22 protein-coding genes are annotated in these 25,407 nt (G+C 70.9%); 11 read left to right on the top strand and 11 right to left on the bottom strand.

All coding sequences use genetic code 11. The features are described 5' to 3' along the window. Nucleotides 1-67: 67 nt before the first annotated feature. A complete protein-coding gene (locus HC362_RS23170; RefSeq protein WP_243085908.1) occupies nt 68-1,246 on the bottom strand; it encodes an HpcH/HpaI aldolase/citrate lyase family protein in 1,179 nt (392 codons plus the stop codon). A gap of 242 nt (nt 1,247-1,488) precedes the next feature. On the opposite strand from HC362_RS23170, the gene HC362_RS23165 reads away from it, so the two are divergent. After that, entirely contained in the window at nt 1,489-2,829 is a 1,341-nt protein-coding gene (locus tag HC362_RS23165) for a TerD family protein (protein ID WP_243085907.1), read from the top strand. Between the two features lie 170 nt (nt 2,830-2,999). On the opposite strand, the gene HC362_RS23160 is transcribed toward HC362_RS23165, so the two are convergent. The 6 genes from HC362_RS23160 to HC362_RS23135 form a co-directional block, all read right to left on the bottom strand. Next, entirely contained in the window at nt 3,000-3,761 is a 762-nt protein-coding gene (locus HC362_RS23160) for a Tellurium resistance (RefSeq protein ID WP_243085906.1), read from the bottom strand. A 136-nt stretch (nt 3,762-3,897) separates the two neighbouring features. After that, nucleotides 3,898-5,049, bottom strand: coding sequence for a DUF475 domain-containing protein (locus HC362_RS23155; RefSeq protein WP_243085905.1), 1,152 nt, complete (start codon nt 5,047-5,049; stop codon nt 3,898-3,900). A gap of 98 nt (nt 5,050-5,147) precedes the next feature. Continuing rightward, nucleotides 5,148-5,726: a TerD family protein gene (locus HC362_RS23150; RefSeq protein ID WP_209263307.1), complete on the bottom strand. Its 579-nt coding sequence runs from the start codon at nt 5,724-5,726 to the stop codon at nt 5,148-5,150. A 189-nt stretch (nt 5,727-5,915) separates the two neighbouring features. After that, nucleotides 5,916-6,491, bottom strand: coding sequence for a TerD family protein (locus HC362_RS23145; RefSeq protein WP_209263306.1), 576 nt, complete (start codon nt 6,489-6,491; stop codon nt 5,916-5,918). 205 nt (nt 6,492-6,696) lie between these two features. Beyond that, complete coding sequence (locus HC362_RS23140; protein WP_209263305.1) at nt 6,697-7,155, bottom strand: peroxiredoxin; 459 nt, start codon at nt 7,153-7,155, stop codon at nt 6,697-6,699. A 552-nt stretch (nt 7,156-7,707) separates the two neighbouring features. Then, nucleotides 7,708-8,145, bottom strand: coding sequence for a DUF3052 domain-containing protein (locus tag HC362_RS23135; RefSeq protein WP_099880468.1), 438 nt, complete (start codon nt 8,143-8,145; stop codon nt 7,708-7,710). Between the two features lie 517 nt (nt 8,146-8,662). On the opposite strand from HC362_RS23135, the gene aceE reads away from it, so the two are divergent. Then, on the top strand, nt 8,663-11,410 hold the full coding sequence (gene aceE, locus HC362_RS23130) for a pyruvate dehydrogenase (acetyl-transferring), homodimeric type (RefSeq protein ID WP_243085904.1): 2,748 nt from the start codon (nt 8,663-8,665) through the stop codon (nt 11,408-11,410). A gap of 160 nt (nt 11,411-11,570) precedes the next feature. Here the strand turns inward: aceE and HC362_RS23125 are convergent, their stop codons facing one another. Further along, on the bottom strand, nt 11,571-12,008 hold the full coding sequence (locus HC362_RS23125) for a peptidase inhibitor family I36 protein (protein ID WP_243085903.1): 438 nt from the start codon (nt 12,006-12,008) through the stop codon (nt 11,571-11,573). A 215-nt stretch (nt 12,009-12,223) separates the two neighbouring features. Beyond that, nucleotides 12,224-13,837, bottom strand: a complete 1,614-nt coding sequence (locus HC362_RS23120) for an MFS transporter (RefSeq protein WP_243085902.1) — start codon at nt 13,835-13,837, stop codon at nt 12,224-12,226. Between the two features lie 111 nt (nt 13,838-13,948). On the opposite strand from HC362_RS23120, the gene HC362_RS23115 reads away from it, so the two are divergent. The 7 genes from HC362_RS23115 (at nt 13,949) to HC362_RS23085 (ending at nt 21,982) form a co-directional block, all read left to right on the top strand. After that, the gene (locus HC362_RS23115) at nt 13,949-14,578 is read left to right on the top strand and encodes a TetR family transcriptional regulator (protein ID WP_243085901.1); all 630 of its coding nucleotides are present in this window, start codon (nt 13,949-13,951) and stop codon (nt 14,576-14,578) included. A 159-nt stretch (nt 14,579-14,737) separates the two neighbouring features. Then, the gene (locus HC362_RS23110; RefSeq protein WP_243085900.1) at nt 14,738-15,997 is read left to right on the top strand and encodes an alpha/beta hydrolase; all 1,260 of its coding nucleotides are present in this window, start codon (nt 14,738-14,740) and stop codon (nt 15,995-15,997) included. A gap of 143 nt (nt 15,998-16,140) precedes the next feature. Then, entirely contained in the window at nt 16,141-17,019 is an 879-nt protein-coding gene (locus HC362_RS23105; protein ID WP_243085899.1) for a DUF4429 domain-containing protein, read from the top strand. Nucleotides 17,020-17,075: 56 nt separating this feature from the next. Further along, on the top strand, nt 17,076-18,503 hold the full coding sequence (locus tag HC362_RS23100; protein WP_243088765.1) for a sensor histidine kinase: 1,428 nt from the start codon (nt 17,076-17,078) through the stop codon (nt 18,501-18,503). Next, nucleotides 18,500-19,240 carry a response regulator transcription factor gene (locus HC362_RS23095; protein WP_243085898.1) on the top strand — a complete coding sequence of 247 codons (741 nt, stop codon included), beginning with the start codon at nt 18,500-18,502 and terminating at the stop codon, nt 19,238-19,240. The genes HC362_RS23100 and HC362_RS23095 overlap by 4 nt, the downstream gene beginning before the upstream one ends. 302 nt (nt 19,241-19,542) lie before the next feature. Further along, nucleotides 19,543-20,748 (top strand): alpha/beta hydrolase, encoded by a 1,206-nt coding sequence (locus tag HC362_RS23090; RefSeq protein ID WP_243085897.1) that lies wholly within the window; start codon nt 19,543-19,545, stop codon nt 20,746-20,748. After that, a complete protein-coding gene (locus HC362_RS23085; protein ID WP_243085896.1) occupies nt 20,738-21,982 on the top strand; it encodes an acyltransferase in 1,245 nt (414 codons plus the stop codon). Before HC362_RS23090 ends, HC362_RS23085 begins: the two co-directional genes overlap by 11 nt. On the opposite strand, the gene HC362_RS23080 is transcribed toward HC362_RS23085, so the two are convergent. Continuing rightward, nucleotides 21,961-22,494, bottom strand: a complete 534-nt coding sequence (locus HC362_RS23080; RefSeq protein WP_243085895.1) for a MerR family transcriptional regulator — start codon at nt 22,492-22,494, stop codon at nt 21,961-21,963. The genes HC362_RS23085 and HC362_RS23080 overlap by 22 nt on opposite strands. Before the next feature lie 79 nt (nt 22,495-22,573). Here HC362_RS23080 and HC362_RS23075 point away from each other — a divergent pair, with 79 nt between their 5' ends. Further along, entirely contained in the window at nt 22,574-23,386 is an 813-nt protein-coding gene (locus tag HC362_RS23075; protein WP_243085894.1) for a serine hydrolase domain-containing protein, read from the top strand. Nucleotides 23,387-23,402: 16 nt separating this feature from the next. On the opposite strand, the gene HC362_RS23070 is transcribed toward HC362_RS23075, so the two are convergent. Then, complete coding sequence (locus tag HC362_RS23070) at nt 23,403-24,080, bottom strand: pirin-like bicupin family protein (RefSeq protein ID WP_243085893.1); 678 nt, start codon at nt 24,078-24,080, stop codon at nt 23,403-23,405. A gap of 89 nt (nt 24,081-24,169) precedes the next feature. On the opposite strand from HC362_RS23070, the gene HC362_RS23065 reads away from it, so the two are divergent. Then, on the top strand, nt 24,170-25,357 hold the full coding sequence (locus HC362_RS23065) for a helix-turn-helix domain-containing protein (RefSeq protein WP_243085892.1): 1,188 nt from the start codon (nt 24,170-24,172) through the stop codon (nt 25,355-25,357). The last annotated feature ends 50 nt before the right edge of the window (nt 25,358-25,407 follow it).

Raw genomic sequence — 25,407 nt, 5'->3', positions numbered from 1 at the left:
CCGTTGGGCCTGGTCCCGTCCGGCCTGGTCCCGTCCGTCCCGATCCCGGCTTCCCGTACGCTTGCGTTCACTTGACTCCCGCCGCCAGCAGTTCCACGAAGCTCACGCCCTCGCGCGCCACCCCGAAGACCTCACCGCGCAGCAGCGTGCGCTCGGCCCAGGCCCGGTGCGGCTTCACCTCGTTCATCTTGTTCGTATACGCGGAGCGCAGCACTCCGCCTCCGCCGCGCTCCGGGCGCAGCACATCGGTCGCGTCGCAGAACTCCTCATGGCTCACCACCGACAGGGCGTGCACCGGGGCCACATGGGAGGGGTGGATACAGGTCTTGCCCAGCAGGCCGTTGGCCCGGTCGAGCTCGATCTCGCGCAGCAGACCGTCGAGGTCGTGCTCGATCAACGCGGCGCGCACGTCCTCGGCCCGGCCGCTCAGGAACGGGCTCTGCCGCAGTTGCGGTTTGAACATCCTCTCCTGCGGCCGGAAATACTCCCATACCGGTCCGGTGACCGTGAACCCGGTGCCGTCGGCCCGGCCCAGCACATTGACCACGTCGGCGATGACCGACGCGACGAGTTGCACGTCGTACGCGGTCATCTCGGGGGTGCGGCGCAGCCCGTAGGCCGCGCAGAAGTCGGTGACGCCCAGGCGCAGCGCGAGAACCCGCTCCCGGTACTTGTCCAGGGTGCGGGCGATGCCGACGAGCGCCTCCGTGCGGCTCTCCCGGTGCAGCAGCTCGGGCGACTCCAGCACGGGCATCGCGAACAGCCGTCGGCCGCACGCCGCCTCCGCCTCGGTGAGGGCCTCCAGGAAAGGCACCGAGTGGTCCTCGGTGAACTTGGGCAGCACGAAGCCCGACAGCAGCCGTACGGCAGGACCCAGCCTGCGCACCAGCGCGGTGATCTGCCCGTGCTCGCGTACGCGGACGAACAGCAGCGGAAGCCCGTCCTTCGCGAGGCGCTCGGGTACCCGGCCGGCCAGCTCCCTCAGCTGGCCGACGAGGTTGTCCTCGGCGTCCGGCACCTCGGCGTCGGCTATCGAGTCCTCCAGGCACAGCACCATCGACACGACGCCGCGCGCCGCCTGCTTGAGCACGTCGTCGGCGAGCGCGGGCCTGGTCGCGGGGCTGTAGAGGGTGGCGCCCAGCGCGACGGCGAGAATGCTCGGGTGCGAGTCCGGCGTGAACTCGACCGGCTCGCGGTGGAAGAGCGCGTTCCGGCGCTCAGGCGTCAGCTGGCTGAAATGCCGCATGGATGTATCCCCCGTCCCGCCGTCTCAGCGTCCTGCCCAGCTGTCATGGCGTACCTGGTGGCACACGCGGTGGCGGTGGTCCTGCCGGGGCCGCCATGGTGCCGCGTGGCTGCTCATCGTACGTACGAGGACCGGCCACAAGTTCCCTCGGTGCGGGATGCGGCCGCCGGGCCCCTCGCGTCCCGCGTTGTCGATCACGTCCCGCGTTGTCGATGCCGTCCGTCCGGGGGCAGGATGAGGACATGACGCACGCGATGACGAAGGGGTCGAACATCCCGCTGGAGGCCACGGCGGTCCGCGCTGTGCTCTGCTGGGCGCCTGGTGCCGGTGTGCCGGATGTCGATGCCTCGGCTCTGCTGCTCGGCCCGGACGGCAAGGTTCGCTCCGACGACGACTTCATCTTCTACAACCAGCCCCGCCACCCCTCCGGGCTGGTGCGGCACCTGGCCAAGAAGCGCGAGCCGGAGGGGCTGCGCGACACCGTCGAGGCGGACCTGGGCACGCTGGACGCCTCCGTGGACCGCGTACTGCTGGCCGCCTCGGCCGACGGCGGCACCTTCGCCGACGTGAGAGAGCTGCGGCTGCTGCTGCACGACGCGGGCAACCCGGATGGCGCAACCGACCCGGCCCGCGGTGGGCAGCTTCTCGCGCGCTTCGACATGGAGCCGGAGACCGGCGCCGAGACCGCCATGGTCTGCGGCGAGCTGTACCGGCGGGGGGACGGCTGGAAGTTCCGCGCGCTGGGCCAGGGCTACGACACCGGGCTGGTCGGCCTCGCCACCGAGTTCGGTATCACCGTGGACGAGAGCGAGAGCGCCGGTGAGGGCGGCGGGGCCGGCACCGACGCCTCCGGCGACGCCACGGGCGACGCCGACGCCGACCGCCAGGCGGCACGGGATCCGGAGCACGACCCCGACGCGACCGTGGCGCACGATCCGGACGCGACCGTGGCGCACACGCCCAGCCCCGACACGGTCGGCTCCCCGGACTTCCGGCTGGGCCCACCGTCCGCGACCGTCCCGCAGCCACCGCCCGAGCCCGACTTCCCCGAGCCGGAGCCGGTGCCGCCCGGGCCGCAGCCGGAGCCGTCGCCCAACCCGGAGCCGGGACCGCCGCCCGGGCCGCCGCCCTCGCCGCCCGGCCCGGGGCCCGAGCCGGTGCCGCCGGGGCCGCCTCCGGGGCCCACACCGGGCCCAGGGCCGGTTCCCGGGCCCGACCCGGCACCGCCGCCCCAGCCGCCCGCTCCGGAGCCGCCACAGCCCACTCCGTCGCCGGAACCCCAGCAGGACCCGGCGGGGGTGGGGGCTGCCCAGGCATCGGCCTCCGCTGTCACGGCGCATGTGCCGCCGCCCGGCGCGCCCCCGTTCGGGCCCCCCTTCGGGCCGCAGGGGGCCCCGGGCATCCCGGCGCCGCCCACCCACCAGCCCGGGTACGGCTATCCGCAGCCCCCGCACCAGCCGCCCCAGCAGCCACCCGCCACCCAGCCCGCGTACGGCTATCCCCAGCCGGCGTACGGCTACCCGCAGCCGGACCCGGCCTTCGCGCTGCCGCCACAGGGCCCGCAGTTCCTCACCAGCCGCTGAGCGCGCTCACCGAGGACACCGAGCGCACAGTGCGCACAGAGCGCGCAGACGGCTGAGAGAGCGCACGAGGGAGAGCACGAAGGAGAGCACACAGGCGAACCGCGAGGCCCGCCCGGGTGACCGGACGGGGCCCCGCCGTCGTATGCGCGCGCGCTCGCTCCGGCGGCCGGTCAGACCTTCTGCGTCTTGTAGGCGCGGCCCCACTGCAGGCCCCAGCCGTAGAGCCGGTCCAGCTCCGCCTGGAAGCCGTAGACGTAGCGGACCTCGCGGCGCACCCTCAGCTCGCCCTTGACGTTCTCCATCAGCATCACCGCGCACGAGCGCGCCTGGGGAGCCCGCTCGTCGAGGCCGACCTCCACATGGGGGCCGTTGCTGGGGATGAGCGTGACGATGGCGTGGGTCCGGTCGAAGGCCGGGGTGCCGTCGTAGATGTAGACGAAGAAGAGCAGCCGCCTGATCTCGTCCTTGTGGTCGAGATTGACGTACAGCGTCTCGCCGGACGGCGAACCGAACCGGTCGTCACCGGTGAGCTTGACGTAGGGGGGCGCGTTCCAGTCCCCCAGGAAGTTGCCGAGCGGCTGGACGACGCCCTTGCTGCCGTCCACCAGCTCGTACATGCAGGCCAGGTCGAGGTCCACATTGACGACACCCTGCGTGTGCGCCTGCACGACGGTGGGCTTGAACGCTCTGAGCGGGTGCCGCAGCGAGCTGCCGGTGCGGCGGCCGACCCCTTCCAGGTCCGAACTGCGCATCCGCCACGAGAGGTTGACCTGGAGGCTGCCGGTGTCGGCTCCCTGTTTGGTCAGCGACAGCTCGGAGTGCCGTCTGGTCAGCTCCATCGCGTACGTCGAAGGACCCCCGACCGTGTCGAACCTCGGTCCGCGCCGGGACATACCCACACCCCGTCGCCAGTTCTCCCACAGGGAGACCATCCCGCACCCCCACTCGTCCTCAGCAAGCCCGACTCACCACTGCGGGGCGGCCCGAGGACGGCGGCCGGGCCGATTGGCCCTGAGCCGACGCCGCTGCAAGCCGCCCCGCTGGGAGCGTTCCTCGTTCAGAAGCCGGTCACACGCGCACGGGGGTCTCGGATTGCTCGGATTCGTCCCCACCGGACCCGTCTCCCCCGTTGGCCTCGATCGCACGGTTGCGGCGCAGCGAGGACCAGAAGGAGGTGGCGATCAGCACCACACCGACGAGGCCCGTGATGACCTCGTTGATCTCGTACTTGACGGTGACCAGGAGGATGACCGCGAGGGCGCCGATGGCGTAGTGCGCGCCGTGCTCCAGGTAGACGTAGTCGTCCAGGGTGCCCTGGCGCACCAGGTAGACCGTCAGCGACCGGACGTACATCGCTCCGATGCCCAGGCCGAGTGCCATCCAGAAGATGTGGTTGGTGATCGCGAAGGCGCCGATGACCCCGTCGAAGGAGAACGAGGCGTCCAGCACCTCCAGGTAGAGGAACATGAAGAAGGCCGCCTTGCCGGCCAGCCCGACCGCCGAGGGCTGTTTCCCGGCCTTTTTGGCCTCTTCCTCGGCTTCCTGTTCGCGCTCTTCCTCTTCTTCGAGTTTGTTCTCGAAGTGGCCGGAGAGGCCGCCGACGATGAGATAGGTGATCAGTCCCGCGATACCGGAGAGCAGCACCGTGCCGGACTTGTCGGCATGCCCGGCGTGCTGGTGCGCGGCGGTGGCCAGCGTGGTGGCCGTCACCAGCAGCACGACCAGCGCGATACAGACGGAGAGCCCGTCGATCTTGCCGAGCCGGGACAGCGGACGCTCGAGCCAGCCGAGCCACTTCTCGTCGCGCTCCTCGAAGATGAAGTCGAGGAAGATCATCAGCAGGAACATCCCGCCGAACGCGGCAATGGCCGGATGGGCGTCCGTGACCAACTGCTCGTAGCGGTCGGGGTTCTCGAGCGCGACCCGCACAGCCTCGACCGGCCCGACTTTCGCGCTGATGGCGACGATAATGACCGGGAAGATCAGCCGCATGCCGAATACCGCGATCAGAATGCCGATGGTGAGGAAGATCTTCTGCCAGAAGGCGTTCATCTTCTTCAGTACGCCGGCGTTGACGACCGCGTTGTCGAAGGACAACGAGATCTCGAGGACGGAAAGGATCGCCACGAGGGCGAACGCCTCCCACCCCCAGAAGAACGCCGCTGCGGCCAATCCGGCGGCGGTGACGCCGAAGGACCAGCCAAAGGTTTTCAGGAGCACTGGCTTCCCAATCCGGTATCCGGTCTACGTAGATTCACAAGAGGCGAGAGTCCCGGAACGACTGCACCCTCGGAGCCGTCCAGGTGGTTTCGGAGCGACTAGGCGACATTGACGCCGAAGTCTAGAGCGATGCCCCTCAGACCCGACGCGTACCCCTGACCAACCGCACGGAACTTCCATTCCCCGCTGTAGCGGTACAGCTCACCGAAGATCATCGCCGTCTCCGATGAGGCGTCCTCGGTGAGGTCGTAGCGCGCCAGCTCGACCCCGTCCTCCTGGTTGAGCACGCGGATGTACGCCTCGCCGACCTGGCCGAAGGTCTGGTGCCGGCTCTCGGCGTCGTAGATCGAGACCGGGAAGACGATCTTGTCCACCTGCGCGGGGACCAGGGTGAGGTCCACCAGCACCGTCTCGTCGTCGTCGCTGCCGGTGCCGCCCACCAGTTCGTCACCGGTGTGCTCGACCGAGCCCTCGGGGCTCTTGAGGTTGTTGTAGAAGATGAAGTACTCGTCGCCGAGGACCCGGCCGCCGGAGCACAGCAGCGCGCTCGCGTCGAGGTCGAAGTCGGCGCCCGTGGTGGAACGGGCCTTCCAGCCCAGACCGACCTGCACCTTGGTCAGGTTCGGTGCGGCCTTCGAAAGGGAGACGTTTCCCCCCTTGGCGAGCGTCACGCTCATGTTTCTGGTCCTCTCCCCGGCTTGCGGCACGGCCGTGCGGCCCGCGTCGCGGTGTATCCAGTCTCTCCGTACCACCGGGCGCCGCACACCTCCGGGTCACGGAAGTCTGCGGCGCCCGTGGCTGCCGGGCCCCGGCAGGTGCAGCCACCGGCCCACTCGCCGGGCCGGTGGCGCTGCCCGTCAAGGTCCTCAGACGTTCACGCCGAAGTCCTGCGCGATACCGCGCAGACCGGAGGCGTACCCCTGGCCGATGGCGCGGAACTTCCACTCCGCGCCGTGCCGGTACAGCTCACCGAAGACCATCGCCGTCTCGGTCGACGCGTCCTCGCTGAGGTCGTAACGCGCCAGCTCGACGTTGTCGGCCTGGTTGACGACGCGGATGTAGGCGTTCCGCACCTGGCCGAAGCTCTGCTGGCGGCTCTCCGCCTCGTAGATCGAGACGGGGAAGACGATCTTTTCGACATCGGCGGGCACCCCGGCGAGGTTCACCTTGATGACCTCGTCATCGCCTTCGCCCTCACCGGTGAGGTTGTCGCCGGTGTGCTCCACGGAGCCGTCGGGGCTCTTGAGGTTGTTGAAGAACACGAAGTTCTGGTCGTTGGCGACCTTGCCCTCCGCGTTCGTCAGCAGGGCACTCGCATCGAGGTCGAAGTCGCTGCCGGTCGTCGTACGCGCGTCCCAGCCCAGACCGACGATGACCGCGGTCAGGTTGGGCGCTTCTTTGGTCAGCGAGACGTTGCCGCCCTTGCTGAGGCTGACTCCCACGAGTCCTCCTGGTCAGTTGTTTCGTCGAGGAGCACCGCGTGCCCCCGTTTGTGGATGCCGTCGGATCAACGATTCGATCCTAGTGAGCGGTTCCCCGGCACACAGCCCTCTTACGGAGCGGAATCGGGGTTGTTCCCAGCGTCGCGGGAGCGCGCGGAGGCGCCCCCCGGCGCGGCGGTCCTGGCTGTCCTCGCGATGCTCGCGGTCAGAGCTTCTCGAGAACCTTCACGTAGTCCTTGAGGTCCCGCGCGTCGGGCAGCCCGTTGACGACGGTCCAGCGCACGGTGCCTTCCTTGTCGATGATGAAGGTCCCGCGCACCGCGCAGCCCTTCTCCTCGTCGAAGACCCCGTAGGCGCGGGACGCCTCGCCGTGCGGCCAGAAGTCCGACAGCAGCGGGTACTCCAGGCCCTCCTGCTCGGCGAAGACGCGCAGTGCGAACGGCGAGTCGTTGGAGACCGCCAGCAGCTGCACATCGTCGTTGACGAACCGGGGCAGCTCGTCACGCAGGGCGCACAGCTCACCGGTGCACACGCCGGTGAAGGCGAAGGGGTAGAAGAGCAGGACGACGTTCTTGCGGCCCTGGTAGTCCGAGAGCCGCACGGTCTGGCCGTGCTGGTCCTTGAGCTCGATGTCGGGTGCCTGGGAGCCGGCCTCGATGGCCATGACGGGGTCCCTTCGGTGGACGGACAAAGACGTCCCCACCCTATGCACCGAGCCCCTGCCGGACATGGGCCGCTCAGGGGCTCGTCGCATACACGTCGGAACGTGTCGGGCACGCACAGGAAGCAACCGAAACGTGGCGGCGGGGCGCCCGGAACGAGACCGCTTTCCGCTCCGGGCGGAAAGGGAACGGTCCCCTTCCGGAACCGGAGGCCGGGGCCGGACCCGGTGCCGGGGGCCGGGCCCGAGGCCGGGGGCCCGGACCCGAGGCCTGGGCCGGAAACCGGAGGCCGGACCGGGGCCCGAGGCCGTGGCCGTGGCCGGAAGCACAGCCGGAAACGGTGACCGGCTGCCGGAACGGTCCTGAGCCGCGAACCGGAGCGTGAACCGGAGCCGCGCGCCGGAACCGCGCACCGGAACCGGTGCCCACGGCCGGAGAGCGGGTGAACCGGGACCGGGACCCACGGCAGGGGAGCCGTGAGCCGAAATCGGGCACAGCACTGGAATCAGCGGCCGGGCCCCTCTCGGCGTCGGCGCGTGGCGCGCCCGCGCCGCTCAGCGCTTGTTCGGGGCGCCCTTGGGGGTGACCAGCCGGCTGCCCGTCCAGTCCTTGGCCGCGTTGAAGCTCTTGGTCTGGGAGAGCCCGGCGGTCTGGGACGCCTCGCCGATGTCGCTGGGCTCCACATAGCCCTCGCGACCGGTCTTGGGGGTCAGCAGCCAGACGGGGGCACCCTCGTCGATCATCGTGGTCGCGTCCACCAGCGCGTCCGTCAGATCGCCGTCCTCGTCGCGGAACCACAGCACCACGGCGTCGGCCACATCGCCGTAATCCTCGTCGACCAGCTCCGTGCCGGTGATCTCCTCAATGGACTCGCGGAGCTCCTGGTCGACGTCGTCGTCGTAGCCGATCTCCTGGACCACCTGTCCGGGCTGGAAACCCAGCCTTGCGGCGGGGTTGGTCCGCTCCTCCGCGTGGTCCGCGGTCGCGCTCACGGATTGCCTCCAGTCATGTCTTTCGAATATGGGGTTGCACCCCGCGCACACGCGAGGCATGGGCCGTAGTCCACACGGGCGGGCCGGATCACGCAAGTACCCGACGTTCCATCCCGCCCAAACGTTGACGTCTCATCCCACAATGCCTGATCGAGAGTGATTCAGGCCACATTGCGGGCGCTGGGATCTGCCAGGTTTGCCCCGGGTGAGCCGGGGGGAGCCGTAGGGATGCCCCTGTGGACCGAACGGATGTTTGGGGTGGTCGGAGCGGAAGGCCGGGTACGACCCCCAGCGGGCGTAGGGTTGCGGTTCCACCACGTCGCTGTTCCCGCGAGCACCTGCGTACACCGCTCCTCCGGCCCACCTCGAGAGGTGCTGGGTTACTTATCGGTAGAGATGACGCCACAGCGGCGGCGGTACACGATGGAGGCGGCGCGCCACCCCTTGAGCACGAATCACGGCGTCCGCCGTCGCCCGGCCCCCGAGCACCACCCGACCGACACAGCGAAGGAACAGCGTGGCTTCCGGATCCGATCGCAACCCGATCATCATTGGCGGCCTTCCCAGCCAGGTCCCGGATTTCGATCCCGAAGAGACCCAGGAATGGCTCGACTCGCTCGACGCCGCCGTCGACGAGCGCGGACGGGAACGCGCCCGCTACCTCATGCTCCGGCTGATCGAACGCGCCCGCGAGAAGCGCGTCGCCGTCCCGGAGATGCGCAGCACGGACTACGTCAACACCATCGCGACCAAGGACGAGCCGTTCTTCCCCGGCAACGAGGAGATCGAGCGCAAGATCCTGAACGCGACCCGGTGGAACGCGGCCGTCATGGTCTCGCGCGCCCAGCGCCCGGGGATCGGGGTAGGCGGCCACATCGCCACCTTCGCCTCCTCCGCCTCGCTCTACGACGTGGGCTTCAACCACTTCTTCCGCGGCAAGGACGAGGGCGACGGCGGAGACCAGGTCTTCTTCCAGGGCCACGCCTCCCCCGGCATCTACGCCCGCGCCTACCTGCTCGACCGGCTCAGCGAGGCCCAGCTCGACGGCTTCCGGCAGGAGAAGAGCAAGGCGCCGCACGGGCTCTCCAGCTATCCGCACCCGCGGCTGATGCCGGACTTCTGGGAGTTCCCCACCGTCTCCATGGGACTGGGCCCGATCGGCGCCATCCACCAGGCGCGGATGAACCGCTACATGGAGGCCCGCGGGATCGCCGACACCTCCAAGTCGCGGGTGTGGGCCTTCCTCGGCGACGGCGAGATGGACGAGCCCGAGTCCCTCGGCCAGCTCTCCCTGGCAGCGCGTGAGGGGCTGGACAACCTCACCTTCGTGGTCAACTGCAACCTTCAGCGGCTGGACGGCCCGGTCCGGGGCAACGGCAAGATCATCCAGGAGCTGGAGTCCTACTTCCGGGGCGCCGGCTGGAACGTGATCAAGCTGGTGTGGGACCGCTCCTGGGACCCGCTGCTGGCGCAGGACCGGGACGGCGTGCTGGTCAACAAGCTGAACACGACGCCCGACGGGCAGTTCCAGACCTACGCGACCGAGAGCGGCGCCTATATCCGCGAGCACTTCTTCGGCGGCGACCAGCGGCTCCGCAAGATGGTCGAGGGCATGACCGACGACCAGCTCCTGCACCTGGGCCGCGGCGGCCACGACCACCGCAAGGTCTATGCGGCCTACAAGGCGGCGGCCGAGCACAAGGGGCAGCCGACCGTCATCCTGGCGCAGACGATCAAGGGCTGGACGCTGGGCCCCAACTTCGAGGGCCGCAACGCCACACACCAGATGAAGAAGCTGACGGTCGACGACCTCAAGGGCTTCCGCGACCGGCTGCATCTGCCGATCCCCGACAGCGAGCTGGAGTCGGGCCTGCCGCCCTACTACCACCCGGGCCGCGACTCGGAGGAGATCCAGTACATGCACGATCGCCGCCAGGAGTGCGGCGGCTACGTGCCGACGCGGGTCAACCGGGCCAAGCCGCTGCGGCTGCCGGACGAGAAGGCGTACGCCACCCTGAAGAAGGGCTCGGGGCAGCAGCAGATCGCCACCACGATGGCGTTCGTGCGGCTGCTGAAGGACCTGATGCGGGACAAGGAGATCGGCAAGCGCTTCGTGCCGATCGCCCCCGACGAATACCGCACCTTCGGAATGGACTCCTTCTTCCCCTCGGCCAAGATCTACAACCCGCTGGGGCAGCTGTACGAGTCCGTCGACCGCGAACTGCTGCTCGCCTACAAGGAGTCGCCGGCCGGGCAGATGCTGCACGACGGCATCTCCGAGGCGGGCTGCACCGCCGCCGCGATCGCCGCCGGCTCCGCCTACGCCACCCACGGCGAGCCGCTGATCCCGATCTACGTCTTCTACTCGATGTTCGGCTTCCAGCGGACCGGCGACCAGTTCTGGCAGATGTCCGACCAGCTGGCGCGCGGCTTCGTCCTGGGCGCCACCGCCGGGCGCACCACGCTCACCGGTGAGGGGCTGCAGCACGCCGACGGCCACTCGCAGCTGCTGGCCTCCACCAACCCGGCGGTGGTCTCCTACGACCCGGCCTTCGGCTTCGAGATCGCCCATATCGTCCGCGACGGGCTCCGCAGGATGTACGGCTCCAGCGACGAGCACCCGCAGGGCGAGGACATCTTCTACTACCTGACCGTCTACAACGAGCCCATCCAGCAGCCGGCCGAGCCGGAGAACGTGGACGTGGAGGGCATCCTCCAGGGGCTCTACCGCTACCGGGCGGCAGAGCGGGGCACCCATGCGGCGCAGATCCTGGCCTCCGGGGTCGCCGTGCCGTGGGCGCTGGAGGCGCAGCGCATCCTCGCCGAGGAGTGGGACGTGAGGGCCGATGTGTGGTCGGCGACCTCCTGGAACGAGTTGCGGCGTGAGGCCGTGGCGGTGGAGGAGCACAATCTGCTGCACCCCGAGGAGGAGCAGCGGGTCCCCTACGTCACCCGCAAGCTGCACGGCGCCGAGGGTCCCAAGGTCGCCGTCTCGGACTGGATGCGGGCCGTGCCCGACCAGATCTCGCGCTGGGTGCCGGGTACCTACCAGTCGCTGGGCGCCGACGGGTTCGGCTTCGCCGACACCCGGGGCGCCGCGCGCCGCTACTTCCACATCGACGCGCAGTCGATCGTGCTCGGTGTGCTGACCGAGCTGGCGAAGGAGGGGAAGGTGGACCGCTCCGCGCTGAAGCAGGCCATCGACCGCTACCAGCTTCTGGAGGTGGCGGCGGCCGACCCGGGCACCGCCGGCGGCGACGCCTGAACCGACGCCCGAGCCGACGCGTGAGCCGGCCTCGGCTCCTGGCCGGGAGCCGCCGGGCTCCCGGCCCCGGCCCTGCGGCCGGGTGCTGTCCCTGTCGGGGCGGCACCCGGCCGCAGGTGTGCGGGGCCTGTCACCGCGCCCCGCGTATGCGGCGGGCATCTCAGTGCTCCCAGACCTTGAATGCGCGTGCCCGGTAGGGCAGCTCCGGTGTCCAGGAGCCCGAGGGATGGGTGTTGAACTCCGCCGTCTCCGCGCAGACCGCGCTCTGGTAGAGCGTGACTGGCCGGCCTGTGCGGTTTGCCGCGGAGAGGGCCGAGACCCCGCCCGGCAGCGCCGTACAGCTCTCGATGTCGATGCCGCTCAGCTCGTGAACGCGGCGCTTCCCCTTGAACCGCGCGCTGTCCCACAGACACAGCTCTCCGGGACCGCACGTCCCGAGCCGGGGACCGTTCCGTTGCTCATGCCGGGAGCCCGGCTGGGTCCCGTCCCTGGTCTGCGCCCCTACCGGCTGCGCTGCGCCTGTCAGCACCGCAGCGAGCGCTGTCGCGGCCAGGATCACGGCCGCCGTCCTCGGACCTCGTCCGAACATGCCTTTCATGGCTGATCACTCCCCCGCCGAAGGCCGGGCACGTTCTCGCCCGGCGTGTGATCAGCATGTCGGCGCCGCCGACGGGCCGCCAAGAGCAAACGGCCCGGTTCACCGGGACAGGTGGCGGAGTTGTCCACAACTCGCGAGTTATCCACCGTCCCGGCGCCACCGGGCCGGGAAATTGCTGGGATACATCCGTTTCGTCCGTCACCCGGGGGCGACCGTCAGACGTGCACCGACGGCCCCGCGTCGTTCGTGCCGCGGCTGGTGAAGACCGCGACGCCGGCGGCCAGGACAGCGACGATGCCCGCGCAGACGAACGCCAGCCCCATGCCGGAGACGAAGGAGTCGTGCACCACGTGCTTGATCGTCTGAGCCATCTGCTCCGGCGTGCCCTTGGGCACGGGTGCGATGCCGACCTCGGCGGCGTCCCTGAGTGCCGCCTCCTTCTTCTCCGGGAGCGGCGGGAGCTTGGACTCGGCCCACTTGCGGGGCAGTTCGCTGCCGACCCGGGAGGCCATCACGGCACCGAGGACGGCCGTTCCGAGACTGCCGCCCACCTGCATGGCGGCCTGCTGGAGCCCGCCTGCGACACCCGCGTGCTGCAACGGGGCATTGCCGACGATCACTTCGGTGGCGCCCACCATCACCGGCGCGAGCCCGAGACCCAGGAGGGCGAACCAGAGCGAGGTGATGGCCATGCCGCTGTCCGCCTCCAGCGTGGAGAGGCCGAACATGGCGACGGCGGTCAGCACCATGGCGCCGACAAGCGGGGGGCGGGGGCCCACCTTGGTGATGATGGTGCCGGCCAGTGGCGAGGCGACGATCATCATCGCGGTCAGCGGCAGCAGTCGCAGGCCGCTGTCCACCGGTGAGAGTCCGTTGACGTTCTGCAAGTAGAAGGTGACGAAGAACAGGCCGCCCATGAAGCCGAAGGCCATGAGCACCATCAGGACGGTGCCGGCCGTCAGCGGTACGGAGCGGAACATGCTCATCGGCAGCAGCGGCTCCTTGACCTTGGTCTCCCAGAAGCCGAAGAGCACGAAGGCCGCCACGGAGACGGCCAGGAAGCCGAGCGTCCTGGCGTCTCCCCAGTGCCAGTCGGGCGCCTTGATGATCGCCCAGACGAGGCAGAACATCGCGCCCGACAGCAGCACGATGCCCAGCAGGTCGAAGGAGCGGGGAGCGTCCTTCGCGCGCCGGTCCAGCAGCAGCACGAGGCCCATCACCAGTGCGAGCGCCCCGACGGGGACGTTGACGAAGAAGACAGACTCCCAGCCCTTGTGCTCGACCAGCAGGCCGCCGACGATCGGCCCGGCCGCTGTCGAGGCGCCGATGACCGCGCCCCAGATGCCGATGGCCGCGTTCAGCCGCTCGGCGGGGAAGGAGGCGCGCAGAAGGCCGAGCGCGGCAGGCATCAGCAGCGCTCCGCATATGCCCTGGAGCACGCGGAAGGTGATGACCAGAGCGACGCTGCCGGACAGTCCGATGGCGGCGGACGCGGCCGCGAAGCCGACGACGCCGCCGAGGAAGGTCTGGCGGTGTCCGAAGCGGTCACCCAGCTTGCCCGCTGTGATCAGCGAGACCGCGAGCGCGAGCAGATAGCCGTTGGTGATCCACTGGACGTCCGCGAGGGACGCGTCGAGGTCGTCCTGGATGGCGGGGTTGGCAATGGCGACGATCGTCCCGTCGAGGGCGACCATCGCGACGCCGAAAGCGACGGTGACGAGGGTCAGCCAGGGGTGCCCGCGCAGCCCGCCGCGGGTCTTGTGGCCACCGCCCTCGGGGCTTGCTGGATCCGGCGCGCCGTGCGCGACGGTGCTGGTCTCGGTGCTCATGGCGCCACGGTAATGACAGTCGCTGACAATTGACAAACCAAATTATTAGCCGGTAAATGTCAGTCCGCGCTCACGTATCGTGAGCACCCTGACGCGGGAGAGGAAGCGGCTTTGACGGGTCTGCGTGAACGGAAGAAACAGCGCACCAGGGACGCCCTGATCGTGGCGGCCCATGAGCTATTCGTCACGCAGGGCTATGAGGACACCACGGTCGACCAGATCGCCGAAGCCGTCGACGTCTCCCAGCGCACCTTCTTCCGCTACTTCACGAACAAGGAAGAGGTCGCGCTCTTCGTGCAGGACATGGTCGAACAGCTGTACTGCGAGGCCGTCTGCGCCCGTCCGACAGGCGAGTCTCCGCTGGACTGCCTGCGCAACACCCTCGACGACGCCTGGGACGACGTCGGAGAGGCCGTGGAGGAGATCACCCCTCTCGACCTGCACCTGAAGATGTGCCAGGTGATCGAGACGACGCCCGCGCTGCTCGCCGCGCACCTTCGGCACTCGCTGCTGATGGAGGAGAAACTCGTCCAGGAGATCGCCCGGCGTGCCGGTGTGGACGCCGAGAAGGACCCACGGCCGCGGGTGCTGGTGGCCGCCTTCAGCGGCGTGATGCGCACCGCCGCACGGCAGTGGAGCATGCGCAACGACTCCTCCCTCCAGTTGGCCCGCCAGGTCACCCGCGACTACGTGGCGCAACTGGGCCCCGCCCTCACAGCGGACTGGGGACAGCAGCGCTGAGTTCGACTGCCCTTCTCCGCACGGCAGTTGCGCACGGTGACCAGTACGCCAGATGGACGCACCGCACTGACCCGACAGCGGAGTACGAAACGTGAGATGACTCACTGGGCGCCCAGCAATGCGGGACCTCCGCCCGGCATCTCCTAAGGTGTCGCCCCAGTGACTTACTTCTCCGCACTAGGCAGCCCGCTGTCCGGATCAGGCGTCCCCGCGCCGGGAGCCCCGGGCATCACGGCCTGGCGCGCGCTGCTCGCCCTGGCCGTCGTCTTCGTACTGCTGGCGACGACCGGCTGGACGGCGGTCCGCAAGCACCAGGCGGATGCCGGCCCCCGCGCGGCAGCACTGCACGCCTGGGAGAAGGGTTCTTTCGCCGGCCGCCCGCTGCCCGACCCGGACGCCTCCCCCAGCCGCATCTCCCGCTACTTCGCCCAGCTGAGCGCGGCCCAGCAGCGCACCCTCGCGACGCGCTACCCGCTGGTCGTGGGCAACCTCGGAGGCGCTCCCCTGCAGCTGCGCTACCGGGCCAACCACACCGCGCTGCTCCAGGCCCGTGACATCGAGCGCGAACGGATGCGGGACCAGCGGCTGACGGACGAGGGCCGCGACCAGGCCGGGCAGCGGATGCACCGCTTCGAGTCGATGCTGCGCCCCGGGCGGCAGATCCTCGCCTTCGACCCGACGGGACGCGGCCGGGCCGCCGAGGTCTTCGGTGACCTGCGGAAGGCACGGCGCGTCTCGGTGGTCGTCCCCGGGGTCGACACCGACCTGCTGACCTTCGAGAAGTCGGCGCGGCAGTACTCGGCCCCGGTCGGCATGGCCGAGTCGCTGCAGCGGCAGCAGCACACCGCCCGCCCCGGCACCCGTACGGCGACGATCGCCTGGGCCGACTACACCGCACCCGAGGGGCTCGGCGTGGACGCGGCCTCCGGGGCCGCGGCCCAGGACGGCGCCGTACGGCTGAACAAGCTGCTGCGCGCCCTGCCTGCCACCTCGGCCGGCGCCTCGCCCGGGGTCGCGCTGATCTGCCACAGCTACGGCTCCGTGGTCTGCGGGGTGGCGGCGCACCAGGTGCCGGACAGCGTCACCGACATCGCCGTCGCGGGCAGCCCCGGGATGCGCGTGGACAACGCGGCACAGCTGGGCACCCGCGCCCGCGTCTGGGCGATGCGCGACAGGGACGACTGGATCGCCGACGTGCCCCATATGGACGTCGGCGGGCTCGGACACGGCGCCGACCCGGTCTCGGACGCCTTCGGGGCGCGGCACCTGTCGGCCCGCGGTGCCGTCGGCCACACCGGCTACTTCGTGCCGCACACCCGCAGCCTCGCCAACTTCGCCGCGATCGGAACCGGCTCCTACCGGGACCTCAGCTGCCACTCCTCCGACCCGAAGTGCTCCTTCGTCCCCAGCGTGTCCTGACGTCACGCACGGGCGCACGAGGCGTCCTGGGACACCCTGTCCGAGCCGGCACGGGAGGCCGTATGCACCGAATCAGCGCGCGTAGCGTCGCGGAGAGCGGCGGAGGGGGGACGGACAGGCGGCAGCCGCATACGATGGCCCACATGGGTGACGTACTGGCTGGAATTCACTCCACCTGGGAGTTCGAACCCGACTCCGTGCTCATCCGCTTCGAACGGGGGATTCGCACACCGAAGCTCTTCCAGGTGCTCGGAGAGCGGCGTATTCCGTACGAGGCGCTGAGCGCCGTCGAGCTGGCCCCGGGGGGCAAGCGGGGCACCGTCGTGCTGCGCGCCGTGCCCCGCGAGGGCGCGGACCCGCTGCTGGAGGCCGCCGCGGGTCAGCTCAAGGAGAGCAGCGACCCCTACCGCCTGGTGCTGCCGGCGGAGCGCGAGACGCTGGCTGACTACTACGCGACCGAACTGCGCGACGCACTGCCCGCGGACGCGGCCAAACCCGCCGAGCGCTATCTGGTCGCCGCTCCGGCGGCACCGCAGAGCTTCAAGGCGTACGACGGCAAGGCGTCCTTCGACGGCAAGGTCGTCGCCTTCCGCTGGTTCTGGACGGGCGCCTCCACGGCCAAATGGAAAGCCGGCGACCAGTTCTTCCCCGTGGGAGAGCTGGAGGACGTCGAATGGCGCTCGCCGGAGGGGCTCAGCGGCCATCTGCGGCTGCGTCCACGCGGAGCCGAGATGCTCGCGGAGGCCGACCAGGACCCGGCCTCCGTGGTGTTCGGCCTCGGCTACGGCCCCGTCTACGAATCGCTGCCCTTCGCCGCCTCGGTCCTGGAGGCGGTACGCGAGGCCGACCCGGTGCGGGAGCCGGCGAGCGTCTGCTCCGCCCCTGCTCCGCCGAAGCCGCACCGCTCCGACCCGGCCGATGTGGCCGAGCGCATCCGGCACCTGGGCGAGCTGCACGACGCCGGGCTGCTCACCGACGACGAGTTCACCGCCAAGAAGGCGGAGCTGCTGGCGGAGCTGTGAGCACACGCGCTGTCGCGCCCCGGCTGCGCGACGGTCTGCGCTCGCTCGGCACGGCGCTGATCGTGCCCGCCACGTCCGACGAACCGCTGCTGGCACACGCCTCCTCCCGCGCCGTACGGCTGCTGCCCTACGTGGTGGCGTTCGTGTTCGCCGTCTCGCTCCTCCCGTCCAGCATCCAGGTGCTCGCGCACGACTACGGGCTGCACGGCGGACTGGCCGGCGCGCTGGGCGTGGCACAGGCCGCACCCCTGCTGCTGGCCGTGACCAGACCGCTGCCCGCCTGGTGGATCATTTTCACCGCCGACCTGCTGGGCGCGCTGGCCCTGCTGACCGCCGACGGGAACGCGGGCCGCGCCTGGCCGTGGCCGCCCACGGTGATCGTGGGCTACCTGGTGCTCTGCCTGGCGCTGGCACTGCGCGAGAGCCGCCGCACCCTGCTGTCCGTCTGGCTGCTCACCGTGGTCGCCTCGCTCACGCTCGGACAGCTGGCACCGGAGCGCAGCGAGGGGACGAACGTCCTGCTGATCGTGCTCAGCGGTGTCGTACTGCTGCTGGGTGCCGCACTGCGGGAGCGGGCGGAGGCACAGCGGCGGCTGGCCGAACAGGAGACCATCAGCGAGGCGGAGCGCGCCCAGCGGACGCTGCTGGAAGAGCGCGCCCGTATCGCCCGCGAACTGCACGACGTGGTCGCGCACCACATGTCGGTCATCACCGTCCAGGCGGACAGCGCTCCCTACCGGATCGCCCAGCTGCCCCCTCAGGCACGTGAGGAGTTCGGCTCCATCGCCGCGACGGCACGCGAGTCGCTGAGCGAGATGCGCCGTCTGCTGGGTGTCCTGCGGAGCGAGAAGACCCGCGGGGAGCGCGCGCCGCAGCCCGGTCTGGACAGGCTGGAGCAACTCGTGGAGGCGACCGTACGGGCCGGGGTCCCCGCCGAGCTGAGTATCTCCCTCCCTGGGGACGAGGACGGGGACGAGAACGGGAACGAGAACGAGGACGGTGCGGCAGGCGAGGGGTCGGGCTCCGGGCCGGCGCCGAGTGTGACGCTGTCGGCGTACCGGATCGTCCAGGAGGCGCTCGCCAACGTCGTACGGCACGCGCCCGGCGCCCGGACCCGGATCTCGGTGACGGCGCCGGACGGCTTCCTGTCCGTCCTGGTCGTCAACGGGCCCTCCCCCGAGCCTGAGGCCGCGCCGCTGGAGACCAGCGGGACCGGACACGGCCTGGTCGGGATGCGGGAGAGGGTGCGGCTGGTCGGCGGCAGCCTGGAGGCCGGCCCGCTGCCGGACGGAGGCTTCCGCGTCGCAGCGCGGCTCCCGCTGGACCCGCCACCCGCAGCCTTCAACGACGAGCCGCACGGTGCAGCGGAAGGGACCGAAACCGAGGGCACGCACTCGCAGCTGACGTACTCGAAGAAGACCCACTCGAAGAAGAAGACGCACTCGAAGAAGACGAAGAACACGAAGGGTTCCGCGACCGAATGAACGGCATCGGCGCCCCCGGCGCCTTCCCCTCGGACCAGGTGACCCGCGTGGTCATCGTCGACGACCAGGCCATGGTCCGTGCCGGGTTCGCGGCCCTGCTCGCCGCCCAGAGCGACATCGACGTGGTGGGCGAGGCGCCCGACGGCGTGGCGGGCGTCGAGCTGTGCCGCCGCGCCCACCCGGACGTGGTGTTGATGGACGTACGGATGCCACGCCTGAACGGTCTGGAGGCGACGCAGCAGCTCCTCGACCCGCCGCCCGGCGTCACCCACCAGCCCAAGGTGCTGATGCTGACCACCTTCGACGTGGACGACTACGTCTACGAGGCGCTGCGGCTGGGGGCGAGCGGCTTTCTGCTCAAGGACGCGCCGCCGGCCGATCTGATCGCCGCGGTACGGGTGGTGGCCGAGGGCGAGGCGCTGCTGGCCCCCTCGGTGACCCGGCGGCTGATCGCTGAGTTCGCCAAGCAGCGGTCGGGCCACACTCCGCGCAAGGGGCGGACTTCGGGGCCCGAGCTGCGGCTGAACGCGCTGACGGAACGGGAGACCGAGGTGCTGGAGCTGGTGGCACGCGGCCGGTCCAACACCGAGATCGCGGACTCCCTCGTACTGGCCGAACAGACGGTGAAAACCCATGTGAGCCGTATCTTCGCCAAGCTGGGGCTGCGTGACCGGGCCCAGGCGGTGATCTTCGCCTACGAGTCGGGGCTGGTCGCACCCGGCGACCACGACCAGTAGCGCCGACCCGGACCCGAACCGCCCTCGTAGGACCCGTCGACGCGTCCGCCCACAAGGCGTGCGACGCCCGACGCGCCCGAGCCGCCGACGCGCCCGAGCCGCCGACGCGTGCGAGCCGCGGAAGGGTTCACCCTCGAACGCGTCCGCCCCGCGCACGCGTTCGCCGCCCTCTCCTCCACCCCCTACCCCGGTAGCACTCCGCGATTGGCTCCGCAGTGTGACGACCTGCGCACAGCCGGGCCCGCACTCTCCTTCTGCCGCCATCCGGAGACTCCGGAACGGCGGTGGGAGGAGGGGACCGTATGAAGCGCCGCCGCAAGCGTGCACTGCTCGTCGCCCCGCTCGTCGCGGGCGTCTTCGCCGCGACGGCGGGTGTCACCAGCGGGACGGAGCAGACGCCCGTCACCGGGCCCGCGCCGGGCGCCGCCGCCTGGCGCGCCGACCATACGCTGGGGCGCACGCTGCCGGACCCCGCAACCGCGAGCCCCGAACGAGTCGCCGCGTTCTTCGCGGGACTCGGGAAGAACGAGCGGCGGGCGCTGGTGCGGCGGCATCCGCTGACGGTGGGGAACCTGGACGGCGCCCCCCTGGGTATCCGTTACCAGGCGAACAGGGTGGCGCTCAAGGAGGAGCGGCGGGCGCAGTTGGCGCGAGCGCGGGGGCGGGGCCGGGCCGGAGAAGGCGGGCTGACGCGCGCCGATCGCCGGGAGGCCCGTGAGAAGGCCGAGCGGTACGCCGAACTGCTCACACCTGGACGGCAGATCCTCGCTTTCGACCCGCGCGCCCGTGGCCAGGTGGCCGAGGTGTACGGGGATCTGGCGCACGCCACCCGGACCGCTGTCGTCGTACCCGGCTCGGACATCGACCTGGCCACCTACGACGGCCGCGGCAAGAACCGGTACGGCAAGCCCGCGGGTATGGCCACCGCGCTGCGCCACCGGATGGCGGCACGCGCTCCGCACACCCGTACCGCGGTCGTCGCGTGGGTCGGCTACACCACCCCCGTCGGCCTCGGCCCGGACGCCGCCACGGCGCGGCTCGCGAACGCCGGTGCGCCCCGGCTGGTGCGCTTCCTGCGCGGGCTCGAGCGGACCGGGGCGCCCGCTCCCGCGGTGCTGTGCCACAGCTACGGCTCGGTGGTCTGCGGCCGGGCGGCCCCACGGCTCGACCGCTCGGAGGCTGCCGACCTGATCGTCTTCGGCTCCCCCGGGATGCGCGTCGGTTCGGTGGAGGGGCTGCACACCCGGGTGCCGGTCTGGGCGGCCCGGGCCGCCGAGGACTGGATCGGCCGGGTGCCCAATGTCGAGGTGCTCGGACTGGGACACGGCGCCGACCCCACGGACGCCGGATTCGGTGCCCGTGTCGTCACAGCGGCACGGGCCGACGGGCACAGCGGCTATCTGAAGCCGGGCACCGACTCGCTCGACAACTTCGCCGCCATCGCACTGCGCGCCTATGGCTCGGTCCGGTGTGCGCCCGCCTCCCAGGAGTGCGCCGATGCCCGCTGAGACGACCGCGCAGCGTTCGCTGCTGCACCAGGCGCGAAAAGCCGTCCGAGCCATCGAGGAACGCACTCCAGCGCACCGGGACCGTGCGGTGGACGGGCTGCGCGCGCTGGCGCTGCTCGCCGTGCCCCTGGGGCACTGGATGCTCGGCGGGTTCACCCGCGGCCCCCAAGGCGCCCTGCACAATGCGAGCCCGCTCGCCACGTTCGGCTTCTTCGCGCCGCTGAGCTGGATGCTGCAACTGCTGGGCATTTTCTTCCTGGTGGGCGGCTACTCCTCGGCGCTCTCTCTGCAACGTGCCACCGAGCGGGGCGAGAGCGCCGGGCACTGGCTGCGTGGCCGGCTGGTGCGGCTGGGCCGTCCCGTGCTGGGTGTCACCGCCGTGTGGGCGGGGCTGCTGCCTGTGCTGGCGTTCTGCGGGGTGCCGGAGGCGACACTGCGCACGGCGGCGGTGCTGGTGGTGCAGCCGCTGTGGTTCGTCGGCGTGTACGCGGGTGTCACCGCGCTGACGCCGTACTGCGTGCGGGCGGCGAGGCGGTGGGGAGCGTGGACGGCTGTGCCGCTGCTGGGGACGGTCGCTGTGGTGGACTTTCTGCGCTACGGGGTGGTGGCGCAGCAGATGCCGTCCTGGCTCGGTCTGGTGAACCTGCTGCCGGGGTGGCTGTTCGGCTACCAACTGGGTGTCTGCTGGGGCGTCGGCAGACTGGGGCGCAAGGGTGCCGCAGTGCTGTGCGTCGGGGGCGCTGCGCTGTTCGCCGTGCTGCTGCTCGGTTTCGGCTATCCGGCGTCCATGGTGGGCGTTCCGGGGCAGGCGCGTACCAATTCGCATCCCCCGTCGCTGCTGGTGCCGGCGCTCGCGTCCGCGCAGTGCGGTGCGGCGGTGCTCTTGCGGGAGCGCATCTCCCGGCTGCTGCGCCGTCCCGCGCTGTGGGCGCCTGTGGTGGTGGTCAATCTGTCGGCGATGACGATCCTGTGCTGGCACCAGACGGCGATGCTGGCGGCAGCGGTGCCCGGCGCCCGGCTGGGTGTGGTGCCGGGGCTGACGACGGCGCCCGACTCGCTCGGCTGGGTGGCGGCCCGGCTGGTGTGGCTGCCGGTGTTCGCCGTGGTGCTGGTGGCGATCGGCAGGGTCACCCGCCGGTTCGAGACGCCGTGGTACGGCGCGGGGCGGGGCGCGCGGGCGGCTGCCGGGGCGCTGGCCGCCGCGTTCGCGCTCTACGCGTTCGCCGTGGTCTGAGGTGTGGTGTGGGCGAGGACGGCGCGGGTCGCCGGGAGTTCCCCGGTCTTCTCCGCGTAGATGTCGATCTTGTAGTCGAGGACGGCGAGGGTGTCGTGCAGCTCCGCGATACGTGTGAGCACGTCCTGGCGAGTGGCCTCCAGGAGCTCCTTGCGCTCCGCGAACGTCTCAGCGCCCCGGCGCACCATCTCGGCGTAGCGCACCATGTCGGCGACGGACATCCCGGTCCGCCGCAGCTTGCCGACGAGTTCCAGCCAGTCCAGGTCGCGGTTGGTGAAGCGCCGCTGCCCGGTGTGGGAGCGGTCCACGTGCGGCATCAGGCCGATCCGCTCGTACCAGCGCAGCGTGTGGGCGCTCAGGCCGCTCAGCGCCGCCACCTCGCTGATGGTGTACCTGTCCTGCCCGTCGGGCCTGGGGTGGACGGCGCCGCCGTCGGCGCACTGCCGCGGTAGGAGGGGCTGCGGTGTGGGGGACTGCGGTGTGCGGGGTTTCTCCATCTGCGTCACGGTCACAAGTCAACGCTATGGAGTTGGAGTGCACTCCAAGCAAGGGCAAAATCGTCGGCAAATCGCTGCCGTTAGGCTCGGTGCCATGGACAGCCTGCGGATGATCGAGAACTGGCCGGTGCCCACAGCGGCGGCGGCTGTCGTACGCGCCGACGGCACCGTGGCCGGCACGCACGGCCCTGCCGACCAGCGGTTCGCGCTGGCCTCCGTCACCAAGCTGCTGACCGCCTACGCGGCGCTGATGGCGCTGGAGGAGGGCGCCGTGGAGCTGGACGAGGCGGCAGGTCCCGAGGGCTCGACGGTGCGGCATCTGCTGGCCCACACCTCCGGTCTCGCCTTCGACGAGCAGCGCTCCATGGCCGAGCCGGGTACCCGCCGTATCTACTCGAACGCGGGTTTCGAGACGCTTGCCGACCATCTCGCCAAGGCGACCGAGATGCCCTTCCCGCAGTATCTGCGCGAGGGCGTGCTCGACCCGCTGGGCATGGCCGCCACCGAGCTGGAGGGCTCGGCCGCCAAGGACGCCGTCTCCACACTCGCCGACCTGATCCGCTTCGCAGCCGAGCTCCAGTCCCCCACGCTGCTGGACCCCTCCACGGTGCGCGAGGCGGCCCGCGTCGTCTTCCCCGGGCTCAACGGTGTGCTGCCCGGCTACGGCAACCAGAAGCCGAACGACTGGGGCCTGGGCTTCGAGATCCGCGGCACCAAGTCCCCGCACTGGACGGGCGAGACGTCCTCGCCCGGCACCTTCGGGCACTTCGGCCAGTCCGGCACGTTTCTGTGGGTCGACCCGGAGGAGGGTGCCGCGTGTGTGGCGCTCACCGACCGCGACTTCGGCCCGTGGGCCGTGGAGGCGTGGACGCCGTTCACCGACGCGGTCCTGGCCGAGCTGCGGTAGCGGCGGCGGACGCGGCTCAGCCGTAACCGGGCTCCGCGTGCATCTCCCACAGCAGCACCTCGGCACCGCCCTCGGCGCGCAGCTCACACGCGGCGCCCTGGTCGGTCAGCCGGGCGGCGTCGCCCTCGGCCAGCGCCGTACCGTCCAGCAGGGCCCTGCCGCGCGCCACGTGGACGTACACGAAAGCGGCGTCCGGCACGGCCGTGCGCTCGCCGTCGGCCAGCCGCCGCACATGCAGCACCGCTTCGGTGCGCGGCAGCGCGAAGGGGGTGTTGTCCGCGATGCCGCGGACGATCTCGTACTCGGGCTCGGTGCCGAACGCGCCGGGCACCAGCCACATCTGGACGAAGCGCAGCGGGGTGTCGCCGGCGTTCCGCTCGGTGTGCCGTACGCCGCTGCCCGCGCCGAGCCGCTGCACGTCACCGGCGCGTACGACGGTGGCGCCGCCGGCGGAGTCGCGGTGTTCCAGCTCGCCCTCGACGACCCAGGTGACGATCTCCACATCGCGGTGCGGGTGCTCCTCGAACCCGGCGCCCGGTGCGAGGCGCTCCTCGTTGCAGGCCACCAGCAGCCCGAAACCGACGTTGTCGGGGTCGTAGAAGCCGGAGAAGGAGAAGGCGTGCCGGGTGTCGATCCCGGCCCGCTGGTCGCCGCCCCGGTACCGGTCCTCGGCCCGCCACACCACCTGCTGCATGCGCTCCACGGTAGCCCCGGCCACTGCCCGCAAAGTCCCGGTCCGCCCCCCACGCCCTTGACGGGCATCCGGTAAGGCAGGCTTGTCCCGTGCCCGAAGCCACAGACCCACCACCCCAGCACCCCCACCTGGCCACCCTGCGCCGTCTGGAGCAGTCCTCAGGGAAGCTCGCCGCCGCCGCCATCGCGCGGATGGACGAGCAGCTGCCCTGGTACCGGGCGATGCCACCGGAGAACCGCTCCTGGATCGGCCTGGTCGCCCAGGCGGGTATCGCGGCGTTCACCGAGTGGTTCCGGCATCCGGAGACGCCGCAGGCCATCAGCACCGATGTGTTCGGCACCGCGCCGCGCGAGCTGACGCGGGCGATCACCCTGCGGCAGACCGTGGAGATGGTGCGTACCACGATCGAGGTGGTCGAGGCGGCCATCGACGAGGTCGCGGCGCCCGGGGACGAGGCGGTGCTGCGCGAGGCGCTGCTGGTGTACGCGCGGGAGATCGCCTTCGCCACCGCGCAGGTCTACGCGCAGGCCGCCGAGGCGCGCGGCGCGTGGGACGCCCGGCTGGAGTCGCTGGTCGTCAACGCGGTGCTCTCCGGGGAGGCGGACGAGGGCGCCGTCTCGCGTGCTGCGGCGCTGGGCTGGAACTCGCCCGAGCATGTGGCCGTTGTGCTGGGCACCGCGCCGGACGGCGACAGTGAACTGACCGTCGAGGCGATCCGGCGCGCCTCCCGGCACGCGAAGCTCCAGGTGCTCACCGGCGTACTGGGCAGCCGGCTGGTGGTGATCGCGGGCGGTTCGGACGATCCGCTGAAGGCGGCCAAGTCGCTGATCGGCCCGTTCGCGGCCGGCCCTGTGGTCGCCGGTCCTGTGGTCGGCGATCTGCTGGCGGCGACCCGCTCGGCACAGGCGGCGATGGCGGGCCTGAAGGCGTGCGCGGCCTGGCCGGACGCGCCCCGTCCGGTGCTCGCGGACGATCTGCTTCCGGAGCGCGCGATGGCGGGTGACCCGGTGGCGCGGGAGCTGTTGGTGGAGGAGATCTACAGACCGTTGGAGGAGGCCGGGTCGGCGCTGCTGGAGACGCTCAGCGTCTACCTGGAACAGGCGAGTAGCCTGGAGGGTGCCGCGCGGATGCTGTTCGTGCACCCCAACACCGTCCGCTACCGGCTGCGACGTGTGACGGACGTCACCGGCTGGTCGCCTTCCGATGTACGTTCCGCTTTCACCCTGCGTATCGCGCTGATCCTGGGGCGTCTCGCCGACTTCCCCGGTCAGCCGTAAGCTGTCGGGCGTCTTTTGTCGAGGGTCCACAATTCCCCTCACCGTTCTTC

The organism is Streptomyces sp. 891-h, from assembly GCF_022760275.1.
GTDB lineage: Bacteria > Actinomycetota > Actinomycetes > Streptomycetales > Streptomycetaceae > Streptomyces > Streptomyces spirodelae.
The sequence above is the reverse complement of the archived record's forward strand: the minus strand, read 5'-3'. Positions and strand labels throughout refer to the sequence as shown.